We start from the raw sequence: 17,131 nt of genomic DNA on the forward strand, positions 1-17,131 counted from the left end.
CGGACTACGCCGCAGGGATGACACCGATCCGTCTCATCCCGGGGCGGTACCGGATTTGACTCCGGTGGCCGACGCCCGCGGTCCCGGTGCGGACCTAGCTTCGAGCGGCCAAAGCTGCACGAATCAGAAGGAGATCCGCCATGGGCGCACCGGTGATCGAGTTGAACGACGTGAGCCGCAGGTACGACGGGGGGCCACCGGCGCTGGACGCCGTATCGCTGCGGATCGCGGCCGGGGAGTCGGTCGCGGTCCTGGGGCCGTCCGGCAGCGGCAAGTCCACGCTGCTGAACCTGGTCGCCGGGCTGGACCGGCCGAGCGGCGGCACGGTGACCGTGGCCGGTGTCCGCGTCGACGAGTTGGGTGAGGCCGGCTCCGCCCGGTACCGGCGGGCGAAGATCGGCATGGTGTTCCAGTTCTTCAACCTGCTCGACGACCTGACCGTCGCCGACAACGTCATGCTGCCGGCGCAGTTGGCCGGGATGGCCCGTGGCACCGCCCGGCGCCGCGCCATGGAGCTGCTCGGCATGCTCGGCGTCGACCGGCACGCCGCCGCCTACCCGGGTCGGCTCTCCGGCGGGGAGCGGCAGCGCGTCGCGGTGGCCAGAGCCCTGGTCAACCGACCGGCGCTGCTGCTCGCCGACGAACCGACCGGCGCGCTGGACACCGCCTCCGGCGAGGAGGTCCGGCGCCTGCTGGGCGACCTGCACGCCGAGGGCCAGACCATCGTCCTGGTCACCCACGACCTGGCTCTGGCGCAGTCGTGCGCGACCCGCACCGTCCGGCTCGTCGACGGCCGGGTCGCCGCCGACAGCACGATGGAGCCGGTCCGATGAGTGCGCTGGGCGGGGTGGTCCGGTCCGGCGTGGGGCGTCGCCGGGTGCAGACGGTGGTGGTCGGGCTGGTGGTGATGATCGCGGTGACCGCCGCCGTACTCGGCGGGTCGCTGATGGTGGCCTCCACGGCGCCCTTCGATCGGGCGTTCGCCCAGCAGAACGGCGCGCACCTGACCGTACAGTTCGACGGGGCCAGGGCCACGGCGGCGCAACTGTCGGCGTCCGCGCGAGCCGCCGGGGTCGCGGCGGCGGCCGGCCCGTTCCCGACCGCGACGATCACCCCGGCCACCGATCGCGGCGGGCCGGAGCGGCCGATCACGGTGGTCGGGCGGGCCGGTCCGGGTGGACCGGTCGACGCCGTCACGGTGACCGAGGGGCGGTGGGCGACCGCCCTCGGCGAGATCGTGATGCACGCCGACCACCGGCTCCCGAGGAGCCTCCAGCCGCAGGTGGGTGACGCGCTGCCGCTGTCGAGCCCGGCCGGCGGCCCGAGCCTGACGGTGGTCGGCGTGGCCCGGTCGGTCAGCGATACCGCCGGCGGCTGGGTGGCACCGGAGCAGGTCGCGGCGCTGACCGCTCCGGGGGCGACCGCCGGGTACCAGATGCTCTACCGCCTGGCCGCGAGCGACACCGCCGCCCAGATCGACTCGGGCCGCGCCGCGATCGAGGCGAGCGTGCCCACAGGGGCGTTCACCGGAGCACGGTCCTGGCTCACCACCAGGACCAACAGCGCCGGCAGCACGCTGCTGTTCGTGCCGTTCCTCATCGCGTTCGGGGTGCTGGGCGTACTCATGGCGGTCCTGATCATCGGCAACGTCATCGCCGGGGCGGTCAGCACCGGAACACACCGGATCGGCATCCTCAAGGCCCTCGGGTTCACCCCGCACCAGGTGGTCCGGGCGTACACGGTGCAGGCGCTGATCCCCGCCGTGGTCGGCGCCGTGCTCGGCGTCGTGGCCGGCAACCTGCTGGTCGTCCCGGTCCTGGCGCAGACCAACGAGGTCTACGGCACCACGGACACCGGCGTCACCCCGTCGGTCAACCTCCTGGTGCTGGCCGGGGCGCTGACCCTGGTCACCGCGACCGCCTGGGCGGCGGCGTCCCGGGCCGGGAGGTTGCGCACCGTCGAGGTGCTCGCCGTCGGCCGCACCCCCGGCCCGGGCCGGGGTCAGTGGGCCGCCCGGCTGGCCGCCCGACTCCCGCTGCCCCGACCGGTGACCCTCGGGCTGGCCCAGCCGTTCGCCAGGGTGCTCCGGACGGGCACCATCGTCGCGGCGATTGCGTTCGGGGCCGCAGCCGCGACCTTCGCCGTCGGGCTGGGCGCCTCGTTGAACGAGGTCCAGGCCACGGAGAGCCATGGCGACGTCGTCATCCACCCGGGCCGCGCGATCTCCGGGCCGCCACCCGAGGGCGCCCCGCCGGAGCCCCCGAGAGTCGCCCTTGGGCCGCCGCCGTCACCGGACCCCGTGGCCGTGGTCGCGGCTATCACCGCACAGCCCGGCACCGGCCGGTACAGCGGCGTGGCGCACACCGAGGTGACCACGCCGGGACTCACCAGTGCGCTGAACGTCCTCGCCTTCACCGGCGACGGCCACGCCGACAGCTACCAGATGATCTCCGGTAGCTGGTTCGGCCAACCCGGCGAGATCGTGGTTTCCCGACCGTTCCTGACCGCCACCGACACCCGGGTCGGCGACAGCATCGTCCTGACCGACCACGGCAGGCGGATCGACGCCCGGATCGTCGGCGAGGTCTTCAACATCGAGTCCAGGGGCATGCAGGTGCTCACCGCCGCCGCGACACTCGCGGCCAGCCAACCGGACCTGCGGCCCCAGGAATACCACATCACGCTCACCCCCGGCACCGACCCGGCCGGGTACGTCAAGGCGCTGAACGCCGCGCTGGCGTCGGTGGAAGCCACCGCGGAGGTCGTCGAACAGGAGGCGGACGAGATCCTGCTGATCATCAACACGCTGACCGGCCTGCTCACCCTGATGCTGGGCACCGTGGCCGCGCTGGGCGTACTCAACATGGTCGTGCTGGAGACTCGGGAACGCGTCCACGATCTCGGGGTGCACAAGGCCCTGGGGATGACCCCGCGGCAGACCATCATGATGGTCATCGCCTCGGTCGTCGTCACGGGGCTGATCGGCGGCGCCGTCGGCGTGCCCGTCGGCGTCGTCATGCAGAGGATGATCGTGGCCGAGATGGGCAATGCCGCAGGGTTCCACCTGCCCGCCTCGGTCATCGACATCTACCACCCCGCCGAGCTGGTGCTCTTCGGCCTCGGCGGCCTGCTCATCGCCGTGCTCGGCGCGCTGCTGCCCGCCGGCTGGGCCGCACGCACCCGCACCGCCACCGCACTACGCACCGAATAGCCCGGACCCGCGCCGGGCAGACCAGAACCTGCACCCGGACAGCCCGAGTCCGCGCCCGGACAGCCCTGCGGCTTCAGCTGGCACGGCAGGGGGTCCGGTCCGCCCGCCGGGGTGCCGCCCGCGTCGTGACCGCGCGGCGCACCCCGGCAGGCGCGTCGCATCCGTCGACGTGGCGGGCGACCGCCCGGGCGGCGTCAGCCGGGCGCCGGCCCGGTCGAGTCGCGGATCACCAGCGTGTGTCCGGTCGGCCGGCGCCGTGGTCGCTTCGACCGCGGCTTGAGGGCCAGCTCCAGGGCCATCCGGCCCATGTCGGTCATCGGCAGCCGGACGGTGGTGAGACCGGGCGCGAGGTCCGCGGCGACCGAGACGTCGTTGAACCCGACCACCGAGACCCGCTCCGGTACGCCGACCCGGTGCGCCCGCAGCGTCGAGAGCACCCCGATCGCCATCGAGTCGTTCAGCGCCACGATCGCGGTCGTGTCGGGATGTTCCCGCAGGATCCGTTCGGCCGCGATCCGGCCCCCGTCCCGGGTGAAGTCGGTGTGCACGATCGGCAGCTCGTCGAGGGTCAGCCCGTGCCGGCGCAGCGCGGCCGCCACTCCGGCGAGCCGGTCGATCACGGTGGTGAGTCCACCGGTCGCGGCGGCGACCGCGATCCGGCGGTGGCCCAGCGCCAGCAGGTGCTCGCCGAGGGCACGCCCGCCGGCCTCGTTGTCGGGCAGTACCGCGTCCACCCCGAGCGGATGCCGGCCGATCACCGCGACCCGCCCGCCCAGGTTCTGGTACGCCGCCAGTTCGCGCCGCGCCTCGGCCTGGACCCGTGGGTCGTCGTAGCCCGAGCCGGCGATCAGGACGATGCCGACCCGCTGGGCGATGAGGTGCCGCAACTGCCGCAGCTCGTGCTCGGGGTCGCGGCCGGAGTGGCAGATCTGCACCAGCAGGCCCTGTTCGTCGGCGATCTGGATGACCCCGCCGGCTATCTCCGAGAAGTAGGGGTCGTCGACCTGGTGCACGACGAGTCCGACGGTCGAGCTGACGCCGCCGGCCAGGGTGCGGGCGTACGGGTTGGCCACGTACCCGAGTTCCCGGGAGACCTGCCGGACCCGGTCGGCGACCTGCGGGCTGACGCCGTCCCGACCGGCGAGCGCCCGGGAGGCGGTTGCCAGCGACACACCGGCCCGTTCGGCGACGTCGACGAGGCGCAGCCGCCCGCCAGGCTTCGGCATCGGTAACTCCCGGGAAACATCAACGACCGTAGCGGCAACTATTGCAAGTGATGCAGGCCACAGCCTATGGTACGAAAGCGCTTCCGTAAGCGCTTTCGTTACCTCTGCGAAGGAGCGTCAGGAATGACATCCCGAGCGACACGCGGACGATGGGCAACGGCCGTCGGCGCGGCGGTGGCACTTCTGCTGGCGGGCTGTGGCGACGACGGCGGGTCGGGCTCCTCCGACGATCCGATCGTGGTGGGGATCTCGCTCCCGCTGACCGGGGACTTCTCCGAGCCCGGCAAGGGTGTGCAACGCGGCTACGAGGCCTGGGCCAAGATCACTAACGACAAGGGTGGCCTGCTCGGCCGGCAGGTCGAGCTGAAGATTCTCGACGACCAGTCCAACGCCGACCGGGTGGTGGCCGACTACGAGCAGTTGATCGGCCAGGACAACGTGGACATCGTGGTGGGTCCCTTCTCGACCCGCCTCGTCGTCCCGGCCGCCCGGGTGGCCGAGGAGTACGGCATGCTCTTCGTGGAGCCGGCCGGTGCGGCGAAGGAGGTCTTCACGCAGGGCTTCAAGAACCTGTTCTACGCGGCACCGGCGGTCGCCGACGACCACTACAACCACCTCGCCGAATACCTGCTGGGCCTGCCGCCCGGGCAGCGACCGACCACCGTCGCGTACGCCGCCATGGACGACCCGTTCGCACAGGGCACCGCGTACGGGCTGAAGGCGAAGCTGGAGGCGGGCGGGGTGCGTACCGTCGTGAACGAGGTGTACCCGCCGAACACCACCGATTTCGGCACCATCGCCGCCAAGATCGCGGCCTCCAGGGCGGACATGGTGGTGGGCGGCTCGCAGTACCAGGACGGCGTGAACCTCATCGTCGCCCTGCAACAGCTCAACTACCAGCCCAAGCTGGCGGCCTTCTCGACCGCGCCGACCAGCCCCGAGTTCGCCGCCGCGATCGGCAACAAGACCGAGGGCATCCTGGCGCCGACCGGCTACACCCAGAAGGCGCCCTATCCGAGCAACGTCGAGTTCGTGCAGAAGTACACCGAGCAGTTCGGCTCACCGCCGGAGGAGGACGAGGCGAACGCGTACACCACCGGCCAGGTGGTGGCGGCCGCCGTCACCGCCGTCGGCTGCGCCGAGCAGGGGGAGTGCCAACAGAAGCTGGTCGACTGGATCCGCGGCAACAAGGTGGAGACCGTCGTCGGGCCGCTCACCTGGGACGCCACCGGGAAGCCGCAGGGCGCGCACATGATCCAGCAGTGGGTCGGCGGGCAGATCCAGATCGTCCTGCCCACCGAGGCGAAGGAAGTCGACATCGTCTACCCGAAGCCGGCCTGGTGAGGTAACGGATGCCGTCCGGCGCCCTGCTCTTCCAGAGCGTCATCCTGGGCCTGCTGCTGGGTGGGTTGTACGCCCTCCTGGCAGCGGGCCTGACGCTCTACTTCGGCATCATGCGGGTGGTGATGATCGCCCACTCGGCGTTCCTCATCCTCGCCGCCTACCTCGCCTGGTGGTCGCATGCCAGGCTGGGCGTCGATCCGCTGCTGTCGATGGTTGTCACCGTTCCGCTCTTCTTCGGCCTCGGCGTGCTGCTCCAGCGGCTGCTGCTGGCCCGGCTGCGTCCGGTGACCCTGACCATGATGTCGGTGCTGCTCACCTTCGCGATCGCCGTGCTGATCGAGGGGCTGCTCGGCTACGCCTTCAGCGGCACCCAGCGACGGGTCCAGCTCGGGTACGGCTCGGCCAGCCTCGGCCTCTTCGGCGCCCGGATCGCGGTGGTCAAGCTGATCGCGTTCGGGCTCGCCGCCGTCGCACTGCTGACGCTGTACCTGCTGCTCAAGCGGACCAGGTTCGGCTGGGCGCTGCGCGCGACGATCCAGCACCGGGACGCCGCCCGGCTGATCGGGATCGACACCGATCGGATCGCCGGCTTCGGCTTCGGCGTCGGGCTGGCCACCGCCGCCGTCGGCGGTACGGCGCTGGCCCTGGACACCACCATCTACCCGTCGCTGCACTGGCACTGGATCGGTCCACTGATGGCGATCATCGTGGTCGGCGGGCTGGGCAGCGTACCAGGGGCGGCGATCGCCGCGGTGCTGCTCGGGCTGATGCAGAGCCTGTTGCAGATCCCGCTCGGCACCACCTGGGCCCAGACCATCTTCTATCTCGCGCTCTTCGCGACGCTGGCGTTCCGCCCGCAGGGATTCTTCGGAGGTCGGCTTGCCCAGCGCTTCTGACCTTCCCGCGACGGCAGCGGCGCCGGAGGCCGGGCCGGCCGGGTCGACACCCGGAAACCGGACGGCCGGGCTGCTCCGGGTGGCCGCCGTCCTGGCCGTCGCCGCCGCCGTGCTCTCGTTTCCGTCCTGGGCGCCGAACCCGTACATCCTGTCGGCCGGCGTCGTCGTGCTGAACTACGCGGTGCTGTCGACGTCGTGGAACTTCGTCGGCGGGTTCACCGGGTACATCTCGCTCGGGCACGGCGCACTGGCCGGGCTCGGCGGGTACGCCACCGGCCTGCTCGTGGTCCGGGCCGGACTGCCGAGCTTCGTCGCGCTCGCCGCGGCGACGCTGCTGGTGGCGGCGTTCGCGGTCCCGGTCGGGTACGCCGCGCTGCGGGTGCGCGGGGCGTCGTTCGTGATCGTGTCGATCGCGCTGGTGCTGATCCTGCTGCTGGTCTTCCAGAGCTGGGCGTCGTTCACCGGCGGGTCGCGCGGACTGGTCGTGCCGCGCCCGTTCCCGGGGCTGCTCCGGCCCGAGCACCACCGGGTCTTCTTCTATCTCTTCGCCGCCCTGCTCGCGGTCGCGTTGCTGGTCTGGTGGCTGGTCGACCGGTCCCGCTTCGGGCTCGGCCTCAAGGCGATCCGCGAGGACGAGGACAAGGCGGAGTCGCTGGGCACCCCGACCTTCGGGTACAAGCTGGTGGTCTTCGTGGTGTCGGCCGGCTTCACCGGCCTGGCCGGCGGCCTCTACGCGCTCTGGTTCGGCGACCTCGACCCGGTCTTCCAGTTCTCCATCCTGACCGGTTCCTACCTGGTGCTGATGGCGCTGCTCGGCGGGGTACGCCAGCTCTTCGGCCCGCTGGTCGGCGCGCTCGTCGTCGGGATCGGACTGGAGTACTTCAAGGTGGAGTTCGGCAACAGCCCGCTGCATCTGGTCGCCACCGGTCTGTTGCTGGCCCTGGTGGTGATGTTCATGCCGGACGGGGTGCTGCCGGCGGTGGGCGCACTGGTCGACCGGTTCCTGCGGCCGGCGCAGAGTTCGATCCGCGAGGTGACCGCGGCCGAGTTGCGTGACCGGGACGCCACCCGACCAGACGGTGGCCTGGCGGTCGACCCGCCGGCCGGGGTGCCCGTCGGCGCCCCCGACGGACGGTCGGCGGAGGAGCGGTCGTGACCGGGCAGCCGAGCGGGCCGACCGGCCCGGCGACAGGTGGCACACGCAGCCCGGCGCAGACCGGGACGGGCAGCCTGGCGACGACCGGGCTGACCAAGGCGTTCGGCGGGGTGACCGCGCTGGACGCGGCCACCGTGACGTTCCGGCACGGGCAGGTCAACGCGCTGATCGGGCCGAACGGCTCCGGCAAGACGACGTTCTTCAACTGCGTCACCGGGATGATCCGGCCGGACAGCGGGCGGACGTCGTACCGGGGCGAGGAGATCACCCGGCGCAGCCCGCACGCGATCGCCCGGGCCGGCATCGGGCGTACCTTCCAGCTCTGCCGGGTCTTCCCCCGGATGTCGGCCCTGGACAACGTCCTCGCGGCGGCCCGACCCGACGGGTTCTGGAGCCAGTTGCGGGGCGCCCGGCGCCGCGTCGAGCTGGACCGGGCCCGGGGCTGGCTGACCCGGCTCGGCATCGAGCACCTGGCCGACGTCGAGGCCCGGAACATGTCCTGGGGGCAGCAGAAGCTGCTGGAACTCGCCGGGGTGCTGATGAGCGGTCCGGAGACCGTGCTGCTGGACGAGCCGGCCGGCGGGGTCAACCCGGCCCTGCTGGACCGGATCGGCGCCCTGGTGCGCGAGCTCAACGCCGAGGGGAGGACCTTCGTGATCGTCGAGCACAACATGGACCTGGTGATGAGCATCAGCGACCACGTCGTGGTGTTCGACCGGGGACGGCCGATCGCCGAGGGGCCGCCGTCGGTGATCCGCTCCGACGAGCGGGTGCTGGGGGCGTACCTTGGCGTCTGAGATCGAACTCGTCGACGTCCAGGCCGGGTACGGGCGGGCGGCCCCGGTGCTGCGCGGGCTCTCCGTCTCGGTCGAGCCCGGCACCGTCGTCTGCCTCGTCGGTCCCAACGGTGCCGGCAAGTCGACGGTGCTCAAGGTGGCCAGCGGGCTGCTCAAGCCACGGTCCGGCCGGATCCTCGTCGGCGGGGTCGACGTGACCGGCCACGGGCCGCAGCGGATGCTCGCCGCCGGGGTGGCGCACGTGCTCCAGGGGCACAGCGTCTTCCGGGAGATGACGGTGGCCGAGAACGTGCTGCTCGGCGGCTACACCCTGCGGGACTCCTCGCTGCTGGCGCGGCGGGCCGACTTCGTCCGGGACCTCTTCCCGGTGGTCGGGCAGCGCTGGGACACCCTCGCCGGACTGCTCTCCGGCGGGCAGCAGAAACAGGTCGAGTTCGCCCGGTCGCTGATGGTCGAGCCCCGGGTGGTGCTGCTCGACGAGCCGTCGATGGGGCTGGACCCGAAGGCGACCAGCACGGTCTTCGAGCAGGTCGTCCGGATGCGCGACGCCGGCACGGCGGTGCTGCTGGTCGAGCAGAACGCCCGCCGGGCGCTGGAGACCGCCGACCTCGGCTGCGTGCTCGACCTCGGTCGGGTACACATCTCCGGCCCGGCGGCCGAGCTGCTGGCCGACCCGAAGCTCGGCGACCTCTATCTCGGCGGCCGGCCCGGCGAGACGCCACCCGCCGCCGGCACGGCGGCCCGGGCCTCCACCGACCAGGCGGGTGACGACGGCACCCGCGAGCACACCGGGTAGTGCCGCGCCGGGTCGACCCGCCCGGCCTCGCCGCGACGCACAGAGAGGTGTACGCGATGCCGAGACCGAGACTGCGACACGCCGTCGTCGCCACCACCGCCGCCGCCCTGGCCGGGCTGCTCGCGACGGCCGGTACGGCGACACCGGCCCAGGGACACGGCGACCGCCACCGCGCCGTCCACCCCGAACTGCGGCACCGGCTGGTCGCGCACTACGACTTCGACCACCCGCTGCGCGGCGACCCCGCCCGGGAACGCGACCTGGGCCACTCCGGCACCACGCTCGACCTGGTCAACGGGGGCGCCGCGATGCGGGTGCCGGACCGGGCCCACCGGGGCAGCGGCCGGGCGGTGCAGACCGGGCAGGTCGATCCGGGGGTGGCCGGCAACGACGACTGGAAGGCCGGCGTCTACGCGCCGACCGGGCTGCCCAGCCTGCACGCCTTCGACGGCGCGGCCGGGGCGAGCGTGCTCGGCTGGTTCAAGATGCTCGGCGACGGGCCGGCGCCCAACTCCAACACCGCCGACCCCGGCGACCGGTTCAACGCGATCGGCCTGGCCGGGGTACTCACCGGCGACTCCGACGGGCATGCCGTGCGGGCGCTGCTCGAACTCATCACCGTCGACGGTGAACTGCGGCTGGTCGCCCTCGGCCGGCGGCTGGACGGCGGCGAGTCGCAGACCTTCGCCGCGGCCGCGGACTGGCGGACCCTGCTGCCGGTCGGTGAGTGGGTCTTCCTCGCCGCCACCTTCGACTTCACCGACGGCAGCATGGCGCTCTACCGCAACGGCCGGCCGCTGGACGGCTTCTACACCCGGACCGACGACCCGTGGCAGGTCGCCGGGCCGGGCCGGCACCGCGCCACCGCCACCGATCCCCGAGGCATCAAGATCGGCGGCAGTTTCCCGCAGGACACCCGGGAGCAGAACCCCTGCGACTGCCGGATGGACTCGCTGATGTTCCTCGACCGGGTCGTCCCGGCCCGCCAGGTCGAGAAGCAGTACCGCCACGTGACCGGAGGACGTTGACCACCACCCACCCAAGTCCCGTCCCGAGAACGGAGTGACCCCGCGTGCGTACTCCCACCCGTCGCCTCCGCAGACCCCTCGCCACCGCCTCGCTCAGCGCCGCAGCCCTCGTACTCTCCACTTTGGTCGCGGCAGCGCCGGCCCGGGCCGCCGACGCGGTCTACGACCCCGTACCGGAACAGCAGATCCAGTCGCACCTCGGGCTGGTGCTCACCGAGTACGCGGCGTTCCCGAAGTCGGAGCCGACGCCGGCACCCACCGACCCGCGCCTGATGCGACAGGCGCGGATCAACACCATCATGGAGCTGCCGGACGGATCGGGCCGGCGGGCGGTACCCGACCTGAACGGCAGCCTCTATCTCGTGCAGGACGGCGTGCCGCACGTCTACCTGGACGTGGCCGGCACCTTCGCGCCGCGCTTCTTCTCCGGCCAGGGGCTCGGCCAGGGCTTCGGATACGTCGCCTTCCACCCTGACTTCGGCCGCAACGGCAGGTTCTACACCGTGCACACCGAGTCGGCCTCGTCCACTCCGGTGGTGCCGGACTACAGCCAGCCCAACACCGGCTACCACGGCATCATCACCGAGTGGACCGCCACCGACCCGGCCGCCGACACCTTCGCCGGCAACCGCCGGGAGGTGCTGCGGATCGGGTTCGGCGGCCGGGTGCACGGCATCCAGGAGATCAACTTCGATCCGACCGCCCGGCGGGGCGACGCCGACTACGGGCTGCTCTACATCGCGGCCGGCGACGGCGGCGTCGGCGTGCGCAACACCGACCCGCAGAACATGGCGATGCCGCACGGCAAGCTGCTCCGGATCGACCCGGCCGGCCGCAACGCGCCGAACGGGCGGTACGGCATCCCGCCGTCGAACCCGTTCGTCGGCCAGGCCGGCGCGCTCGGTGAGATCTACGCGGTCGGGATGCGTGACCCGCACCGGTTCAGTTGGGACCGGGAGACCGGCAGGATGTATCTCGGGCACATCGGGGAGCACGCCATCGAGGCGATCTACGAGGTGCGGGCCGGCGACAACTTCGGCTGGAGCGAGCGCGAGGGCGCCTTCGTCTTCGACAAGACGTCGACGAACCCGTGTGACCGGATCTTCCCGCTGCCGCCCGACGACGCCAGCTACGGCTACACGTACCCGGTCGCCGCGTACGACCACGAACCCGCGCCGGGCTGGAACTGCACCTCGGACATTGGTGTGGCGGTGGCCGGCGGCTTCGTCTACCGGGGCCGGGACGTGCCGGCGCTGCGCGGCAAGTACGTCTTCGGCGACCTCGTCGACGGCCGGGTGCTCTACACCGAGGTCGACCAGATGCGGCGGGGCCGGGACCTGGCGCCGATCCACCGGCTGGCCCTCTTCGACGCGGCCGGTACTCCGGTGCGGATGCAGGATCTCTCCGGTCCCGGGGCGCCCGGCGACCCCAACCGGGTGGACCTGCGGTTCGGCACCGACACCCAGGGTGAGCTGTACATCCTGGCCAAGGCGAACGGGAAGATCTGGAAGGTCACCGGCACCCGGGAGTACGCCGGTGGACGGGTCGGCACCACGAAGGTCCGGGACACCATGCGCCCGGGCAACTGGCGCCCGGTCACCCCGGAGAACTGGCGGTTCACCGGCAGCCAGGTGATCCTCGCCGAGGCCGGTACGCAGCGTCCCGGCCCGCGCCGCCCGTTCGAGTACTCGGTGCTGACCGCCGGGCCCGAACTCGGCGCGGTGGAGATCAACGCAGAGGTACGGCTCGACACGCCGGTCGAGGAGACCAACCGGGACGTGATCATTGTCTTCGGCTGGAAGTCCGACACCGAGTTCTACTATGCGCACCTCTCGACCGACAACACGATCTATCCGCACAACGGCATATTCAAGGTCGACAACGCCGACCGGGAGCGGATCGACTACCAGTGGAACGGCCGGTCCGAAGGGGCGGCCCCGGCCATCACCGACGACCGCTGGCACCGGGTACGCCTGGTCCACCAGCCGGCGACCGGTGAGATCGCGGTCTACCTCGACGGTTCCCGGGATCCCCTGATGACCGCCGCCGACACCACCTTCAGCGCCGGCCGGGTCGGCTTCGGCTCGTTCGACAACATCGGCCGGATGCGCGACCTGACCGTCCGGGGCACACCCGCCTGACCCGTGCCCGCAGCGGGCTCCCTCCTGCCGCCGCCGTGGTGGGAGGGGCCCGCGTCCGCCGGGAGTTATTCGCCGCTCACTCGACCAGCAGCGGCAGCAGGCTGAGCGAGTTGACCGCCGTGTGCAGTGCGAAGAGGGCCCAGATGTTGCGGTAGCGAGCCCACAGGTAACCGGCGAGGAGGCCGAAACCGCCGTTCCAGGCGAGCATCACCGCGACCATCTCCCACAGTGGACCGTCCCCGATCCGGTGCACGTGCATGGCGGCGAAGAGCAGCGAGGTGGCGACGATGGCGGACCAGCGTCCGTACAACGCCTCCAGCCGGGTCTGCAACAGGGCCCGGTAGAAGATCTCCTCGGCGAGGCTCGCGGTGACGAAGGTCAGCAGCGTGGCGGCGAGCAGGTAGAGCCGGTCGTACCGGCGGTAGCCGGACATGTCCTGGCTGCCGGCGAGCGGGCTGTAGTAGAGCAGGTAGGCCCAGCCGAGCAGGGCGGGCAGCGGCCCGAGCCAGTACCACCGGGTCGGCACGGCCCGCCGGTGTGCCCGGCCGCCCCGCCAGTCGGTCGGCCAGTACCGCAGCACCAGGGCGGCGCCGCCGAAGAAGAGGACGAGCTTGATCGGGGCGTACCAGATGCCGGGGTCGACGGCGAGCACCACGGCGGGCAGCAGCAGGGCGATCCCGATCAGCCCGATGGCCTGCCGGCGGAGCGCGGGCCGCTCGGCGGCCCCGGCCGCCGGCAGGGCCGGCAGCCGGAGCGGGACCAGCCGGACCAGCAGCAGCCCGACCAGGGTGGCGGCGACGATCCCGGCCAGCGGCTTGGCCGGCGCCTCGGCATCGGCGGAGGTACGCACCTCCGCTCCGCGCAACAGTGCCAGTGCCACCGGGGCGGCGATGAGTAGGGCCAGGCCGACGCCGGTCGAGATCCGTCTCCGCATGGTGCCAGCGTGCTGACCGGAATCGGGCATCTCGTCGCCCGGCGTGACGATTCGTCGGTACATCCTTCGGTCGATGGCGCCGGTCCGGCGGGGGCCGGGCCAGCCCGGAGCAGAAAATGTCGCAGGTGCCGACGACAATGGCGCGGGCTTCGGCTCCGGGTTCCAGGCCCGGCGGTAACGGGTCGGCGGGTTCCGGGCCGTGACATCATCGAGCGGTCGCGACACGAGGGAGGACGAGGCGATGGAGGGCGCCACGGGGGAGGGCCGACCGGGCTGGCTGCGCGGGCCGCTGCGCCCGTTCCGCAACGGGCAGTACCAGCTCCTCGCCGCTGCCCTGACGATGTCGCTGTTCGCCGCCGGGGTGTGGATGATCGCCGTCGTCTGGCAGGTCATCGAGATGGACGGCGGCCCCGGCGAGTTGTCCTTCGTCTCCGCCGCGATGGCCGCCGGCATGCTGGCCACCACGCTGCTCGGCGGGGTACTGGCGGACCGGATCCCACAACGCCGCATCCTGCTGGCGGTTGCCGGTGGCCGGGCGGTCGCCACCGGCCTGGTCTCGGTGCTGGCGCTGACCGACCAACTGCGCCTGTGGCAGCTCGCGGCGGTGGCGCTGTTGATCGGGGTCGGAAACGGCTTTCACTATCCGGCCTACTCCGCGCTGCTGCCGTCGATCCTGCCGCCCGACGACCTGATGCCGGCCAACGGTGTCGAGGGGATGCTCCGCCCGACGATCATGCAGGCCGCCGGTCCCGCGCTGGCCAGCGTGCTGATCGCCGTCTGGTCGCCCGGCGTCGCGCTGCTGGTGGTGACCGTGCTGGAGGTCGCCGGTGTGGCGTTCCTACAGGCCCTGCGCCCGGTGCCGCTGCGGCACGACCAGGCGGTACCGGCGGCCCATCCGATCCGTTCGGCCCTGATCGACCTGCGTGACGGCTTCGCCTATATGGGCCGTACGCCGTGGCTGCTCGCCACGCTCCTCTACGCGTCCCTGCTCATCCTGCTGATTATGGGGCCCATCGAGGTGCTGGTCCCGTTCGTGATCAAGGATCAGGCCGGCGGCGGCCCCGGGGACCACGCGTTGGTGATGGCGGCGTTCGGCATCGGTGGCGCGATCGGCTCGCTGGGGATGGCCGCGTTCCGGATGCCCCGGCGTTACCTGACCATCATGAACCTCTTCTGGGGCCTGGGCTGCCTGCCGCTGGCCGTGGTCGGCGTCGCCGGCCAGGTCTGGCTGATCGCCGTGGCGGTCTTCGCCGTCGGGATCTGCTTCTCGGCCCCGATGGTCATCTGGGGCACCCTGCTCCAGCGGCGCGTCCCACCGCACATGCTGGGTCGGGTCTCCAGCCTCGACTTCTTCGTCTCGCTGGTCTTCATGCCGCTGTCGATGGCCATCGCCGGCCCGGTCAGCACCGGTATCGGCCTCGGTTCGACGTTCGCGCTCGCCGGCCTGCTGCCGGCCGTGGTCGCCATACTGGCGATCGTGCTGGCCCGGATGCCGCAGGACGAACTGGCGCACCCGCTCGACCTACCAGCGGAGGGGACCGGCTCGGCGCAGCGACCGGAGGAGCCGGTCGGACCCGTCGCCGTGGAACCGGCCGCCCGCGCCTGAGCCGTGCCGTCTCCGGGCCGGCCTCGGCGGCGATTCACCCGGGCAGGCGCGCGCCCACCCCACCCGGGTCATCCCGCCCCGCCCCGGCCCGCCCCGGGCAGGGCGTCACCCCGACCAGACCCCGGTCGCGGCGGCGTCCCGGGCGAAGTCGCGGAAGTCCCGGGGCTGGCGACCGAGCGCCCGGCGGACCCCGTCGGCCAGCTGGGCGTTGCGGCCGTCCAGCACCTCCACGAAGAGGTACGTCAGCAGCGCGGAGACGTCCGCCGGCAACTTCTGCTCCGCCAGCACGGCGGCGTACTCCTCGACCGGGATCGTCCGGAACCGGATGTCCCGGCCGGCCGCCTCGGCGATCTCGCCGACCGCCTCGGCGAAGGTCAACAGCCGGGGGCCGGTCAGCTCGTAGAGTTGGCCGACGTGCCCGTCCCCGGTCAGCGCCGCCTCCGCCACCTCGGCGATGTCGTCGGCGTCAACGAAGGGCTCGCCGACGTCACCGACCGGCAGCACCAGTTCGCCGTCGCGCAGCGGTGCCAGCAACTGGCCTTCGCTGAAGTTCTGGTTGAACCAGCTCGCCCGCAGGATCGTCCACTCCGCAGCCGAGTCCTGGACCGTCTGCTCGGCCAGTTGCGCCTCCTCCTCGCCACGGCCGGAGAGCAGGACCAGCCGGCGTACGCCGCCGCGTACCGCGAGTTCGGTGAAGGACCGGACGGTCTCGGCGGCTCCCGGCACCGCGAGATCGGGATAGAAGGACAGGTAGGCGGCGGAGACCCCACGGATCGCACCGGCCCAGGTGGCCCGGTCCCACCAGTCGAACGGCGGTCGGCCGGAGCGGGAGCCGAGCCGGACCGGTACGCCCCGCGCGGTGAGCCGTTCCGCGACGCGGCGCCCGGTCTTGCCGGTGCCGCCGAGGACCAGGGTCAGGGCCGTCGTCTCGAATTCGTTCTGCGTCATGACCGCAAGTCAAGCCGGACTGGCTGCGACTTCCCATAGCCGAGAATCGCATTTCCATGCGCCAGCGTCTAACCTGGCGGCGTGGATGCGCTGACCGGACTCCTCGACGGCCCCCGGGCCCGGGGCGCCTTCCTGCTCCGTTCGGTGCTCGAACCGCCCTGGTCGCTGCGGATCCAGGATCAGGCACCGCTGACCGTGGTGGTGATGGTCCGGGGCGCCGCCGTCGTGCTGCCCGACACCGGGGAGCACCGGTCCCTCCAGGTGGGGGAGGTGGCGGTGATGCGCGGCCCGGACCCGTACACCGTCGCCGACGATCCGGCGACCGCGCCGCAGGTGGTGATCCATCCCGGGCAGCGCTGCACGACGGTGCACGGCGAGAGCCTGAGCCAGGCCATGGACCTGGGCGTCCGGACCTGGGGCAACCACCCGGACGGCTCGACGGTGCTGCTCACCGGCACCTACCAGTTGGACGGCGAGATCGGTCGGCGCCTGCTCGCCGCCCTGCCGCCCCTGCTGGTGCTGCCCGAGCACGGGCGGCTGGCTCCGCTACTGCGGCTGATCGGCGACGAGATCGTCAAGGACGAGCCCGGTCAGGAGGCGATCCTGGATCGGCTCCTCGACCTGCTGCTGGTCACGGCCCTGCGCACCTGGTTCGCCCGGGCCGAGGCCGACGCGCCGGCCTGGTACCGGGCGTACACCGATCCGGTGGTGGGGCGGGCGTTGCGGATGCTGCACCACAATCCCGCGCACGGCTGGACGGTGGCGTCGCTGGCGGCCGCGACCGGAGTCTCCCGGGCCGGATTGTCCCGCCGGTTCACCGAGCTGGTCGGCGAACCACCGATGACCTACCTGACCGGCTGGCGGCTGGCGCTCGCGGCCGACCTGCTGCGTGAGCCGGACAGCACCGTCGCGTCGGTGGCCCGACAGGTCGGCTACGGCAGCCCGTTCGCGCTGAGTACGGCCTTCAAGCGGGAACGGGGCGTCAGCCCGCACCAGTACCGGATCGGCGCGTCGCGCGGATAGCGGAGGCGGCGCACGCGGAGCTTGC

At 72.3% G+C, this 17,131-nt stretch carries 14 protein-coding genes; 11 read left to right on the plus strand and 3 right to left on the minus strand.

What is annotated here, in order from left to right; translation table 11 throughout:
• Window positions 1–140: 140 nt before the first annotated feature.
• Together AAH979_RS04780 and AAH979_RS04785 are read left to right on the plus strand one after the other, a co-directional pair.
• Entirely contained in the window at window positions 141–833 is a 693-nt protein-coding gene (locus AAH979_RS04780; protein WP_346256777.1) for an ABC transporter ATP-binding protein, read from the plus strand.
• Window positions 830–3,211, plus strand: coding sequence for an FtsX-like permease family protein (locus AAH979_RS04785; RefSeq protein ID WP_346256778.1), 2,382 nt, complete (start codon window positions 830–832; stop codon window positions 3,209–3,211). The genes AAH979_RS04780 and AAH979_RS04785 overlap by 4 nt, the downstream gene beginning before the upstream one ends.
• 194 nt (window positions 3,212–3,405) lie before the next feature.
• Here AAH979_RS04785 and AAH979_RS04790 read toward each other — a convergent pair whose 3' ends face one another.
• Window positions 3,406–4,437, minus strand: a complete 1,032-nt coding sequence (locus AAH979_RS04790; protein WP_346256779.1) for a LacI family DNA-binding transcriptional regulator — start codon at window positions 4,435–4,437, stop codon at window positions 3,406–3,408.
• A gap of 123 nt (window positions 4,438–4,560) precedes the next feature.
• Between AAH979_RS04790 and AAH979_RS04795 the strand changes: the two genes are divergently transcribed.
• Genes AAH979_RS04795 through AAH979_RS04825 form a run of 7 tightly spaced genes read left to right on the plus strand, consistent with a single transcriptional unit; the run spans window position 4,561 to window position 12,595 of the window.
• Window positions 4,561–5,781, plus strand: a complete 1,221-nt coding sequence (locus AAH979_RS04795) for an amino acid ABC transporter substrate-binding protein (RefSeq protein ID WP_346256780.1) — start codon at window positions 4,561–4,563, stop codon at window positions 5,779–5,781.
• Window positions 5,782–5,789: 8 nt separating this feature from the next.
• Window positions 5,790–6,677 carry a branched-chain amino acid ABC transporter permease gene (locus AAH979_RS04800; protein WP_346256781.1) on the plus strand — a complete coding sequence of 296 codons (888 nt, stop codon included), beginning with the start codon at window positions 5,790–5,792 and terminating at the stop codon, window positions 6,675–6,677.
• Window positions 6,661–7,833: a branched-chain amino acid ABC transporter permease gene (locus AAH979_RS04805; RefSeq protein ID WP_346256782.1), complete on the plus strand. Its 1,173-nt coding sequence runs from the start codon at window positions 6,661–6,663 to the stop codon at window positions 7,831–7,833. The genes AAH979_RS04800 and AAH979_RS04805 overlap by 17 nt, the downstream gene beginning before the upstream one ends.
• Window positions 7,830–8,630 (plus strand): ABC transporter ATP-binding protein, encoded by an 801-nt coding sequence (locus AAH979_RS04810; protein WP_346256783.1) that lies wholly within the window; start codon window positions 7,830–7,832, stop codon window positions 8,628–8,630. Before AAH979_RS04805 ends, AAH979_RS04810 begins: the two co-directional genes overlap by 4 nt.
• Window positions 8,620–9,426: an ABC transporter ATP-binding protein gene (locus AAH979_RS04815; protein ID WP_346256784.1), complete on the plus strand. Its 807-nt coding sequence runs from the start codon at window positions 8,620–8,622 to the stop codon at window positions 9,424–9,426. The genes AAH979_RS04810 and AAH979_RS04815 overlap by 11 nt, the downstream gene beginning before the upstream one ends.
• 56 nt (window positions 9,427–9,482) lie before the next feature.
• On the plus strand, window positions 9,483–10,454 hold the full coding sequence (locus AAH979_RS04820; RefSeq protein WP_346256785.1) for a hypothetical protein: 972 nt from the start codon (window positions 9,483–9,485) through the stop codon (window positions 10,452–10,454).
• A 44-nt stretch (window positions 10,455–10,498) separates the two neighbouring features.
• Complete coding sequence (locus AAH979_RS04825) at window positions 10,499–12,595, plus strand: PQQ-dependent sugar dehydrogenase (protein ID WP_346256786.1); 2,097 nt, start codon at window positions 10,499–10,501, stop codon at window positions 12,593–12,595.
• Between the two features lie 76 nt (window positions 12,596–12,671).
• Here AAH979_RS04825 and AAH979_RS04830 read toward each other — a convergent pair whose 3' ends face one another.
• Window positions 12,672–13,529 (minus strand): type II CAAX endopeptidase family protein, encoded by an 858-nt coding sequence (locus AAH979_RS04830; protein ID WP_346256787.1) that lies wholly within the window; start codon window positions 13,527–13,529, stop codon window positions 12,672–12,674.
• A gap of 241 nt (window positions 13,530–13,770) precedes the next feature.
• Between AAH979_RS04830 and AAH979_RS04835 the strand changes: the two genes are divergently transcribed.
• The gene (locus AAH979_RS04835; RefSeq protein WP_346256788.1) at window positions 13,771–15,135 is read left to right on the plus strand and encodes an MFS transporter; all 1,365 of its coding nucleotides are present in this window, start codon (window positions 13,771–13,773) and stop codon (window positions 15,133–15,135) included.
• A 105-nt stretch (window positions 15,136–15,240) separates the two neighbouring features.
• Here the strand turns inward: AAH979_RS04835 and AAH979_RS04840 are convergent, their stop codons facing one another.
• Complete coding sequence (locus AAH979_RS04840) at window positions 15,241–16,083, minus strand: NmrA family transcriptional regulator (protein ID WP_346256789.1); 843 nt, start codon at window positions 16,081–16,083, stop codon at window positions 15,241–15,243.
• An 81-nt stretch (window positions 16,084–16,164) separates the two neighbouring features.
• Here AAH979_RS04840 and AAH979_RS04845 point away from each other — a divergent pair, with 81 nt between their 5' ends.
• Complete coding sequence (locus AAH979_RS04845; protein WP_346256790.1) at window positions 16,165–17,106, plus strand: AraC family transcriptional regulator; 942 nt, start codon at window positions 16,165–16,167, stop codon at window positions 17,104–17,106.
• Window positions 17,107–17,131 lie beyond the last annotated feature (25 nt).

This window comes from Plantactinospora sp. ZYX-F-223 (genome assembly GCF_039649625.1).
In the GTDB taxonomy this organism is placed as follows: Bacteria; Actinomycetota; Actinomycetes; order Mycobacteriales; family Micromonosporaceae; genus Plantactinospora.

Excerpts from the sequence above, each read along its gene's own strand:
- AAH979_RS04830 (WP_346256787.1), bottom strand. The coding sequence starts at position 13,529 with ATGCGGAGACGGATCTCGACCGGCGTCGGCCTGGCCCTACTCATCGCC.
- AAH979_RS04785 (WP_346256778.1), top strand. The coding sequence starts at position 830 with ATGAGTGCGCTGGGCGGGGTGGTCCGGTCCGGCGTGGGGCGTCGCCGG.
- AAH979_RS04800 (WP_346256781.1), top strand. The coding sequence starts at position 5,790 with ATGCCGTCCGGCGCCCTGCTCTTCCAGAGCGTCATCCTGGGCCTGCTG.
- AAH979_RS04840 (WP_346256789.1), bottom strand. The coding sequence starts at position 16,083 with ATGACGCAGAACGAATTCGAGACGACGGCCCTGACCCTGGTCCTCGGC.
- AAH979_RS04820 (WP_346256785.1), top strand. The coding sequence starts at position 9,483 with ATGCCGAGACCGAGACTGCGACACGCCGTCGTCGCCACCACCGCCGCC.
- AAH979_RS04790 (WP_346256779.1), bottom strand. The coding sequence starts at position 4,437 with ATGCCGAAGCCTGGCGGGCGGCTGCGCCTCGTCGACGTCGCCGAACGG.
- AAH979_RS04795 (WP_346256780.1), top strand. The coding sequence starts at position 4,561 with ATGACATCCCGAGCGACACGCGGACGATGGGCAACGGCCGTCGGCGCG.
- AAH979_RS04835 (WP_346256788.1), top strand. The coding sequence starts at position 13,771 with ATGGAGGGCGCCACGGGGGAGGGCCGACCGGGCTGGCTGCGCGGGCCG.
- AAH979_RS04780 (WP_346256777.1), top strand. The coding sequence starts at position 141 with ATGGGCGCACCGGTGATCGAGTTGAACGACGTGAGCCGCAGGTACGAC.